We start from the raw sequence: 607 nt of genomic DNA, 5'->3' as shown, positions 1-607 counted from the left end.
TGCGGCGTGGTGTGGTGCCCAGGACGCTGCATGTGGATGAGCCGACGCCGCAGGTGGACTGGTCGGCGGGTGCCGTGGAGTTGGTGACGGAGGAGTGTGTCTGGCCGGAGACGGGTCGTGTTCGGCGTGCGGGTGTGTCGTCGTTCGGTGTGAGTGGGACGAACGCGCACGTGATTGTGGAGCAGGCTCCGGCCGGGGAGGCTTGTGGGGGCGGGGTTGAGTCCGGTCCGGCTGGTCTTGTGTGTGGTGGTGTGGTGCCGTGGGTGGTTTCGGGTCGGTCGGCGGCGGGGTTGCGTGGGCAGGCGGAGCGGTTGCGGGAGTTCGCGGGGGCCTCCGACGTGTCGCTGGTGGATGTCGGGTATTCGCTGGTGGCGTCTCGGGCCGGGCATGAGTACCGGGCGGTGGTGCTGGGTTCGGATCGTGAGCAGTTGCTGGCGGGGCTGGAGGCGGTGGCGGCAGGTGAGTTCGCAGAGGGGGTGGTGTCCGGAGTAGGGGAGGTCAGGGACGGCGTGGTGTTCGTTTTTCCGGGGCAGGGTTCGCAGTGGGCTGGTATGGCGGTGGAGTTGTTGGATTCTTCGCCGGTGTTTGCTGGTCGGTTCGGTGAGTG

At 68.0% G+C, this 607-nt stretch carries 1 protein-coding gene; it reads left to right on the top strand.

Translation table 11 applies throughout. From position 1 onward, the window contains the following. A partial coding sequence (locus IG88_RS39860; protein WP_037837574.1) for a ketoacyl-synthetase C-terminal extension domain-containing protein occupies positions 1 to 607 on the top strand: 607 nt, incomplete at both ends.

Origin of the sequence: Streptomyces sp. NRRL F-5650 (genome assembly GCF_000721365.1) — a bacterium.
Lineage (GTDB): Bacteria > Actinomycetota > Actinomycetes > Streptomycetales > Streptomycetaceae > Streptomyces > Streptomyces ardesiacus.
The sequence above is the reverse complement of the archived record's forward strand: the minus strand, read 5'-3'. Positions and strand labels throughout refer to the sequence as shown.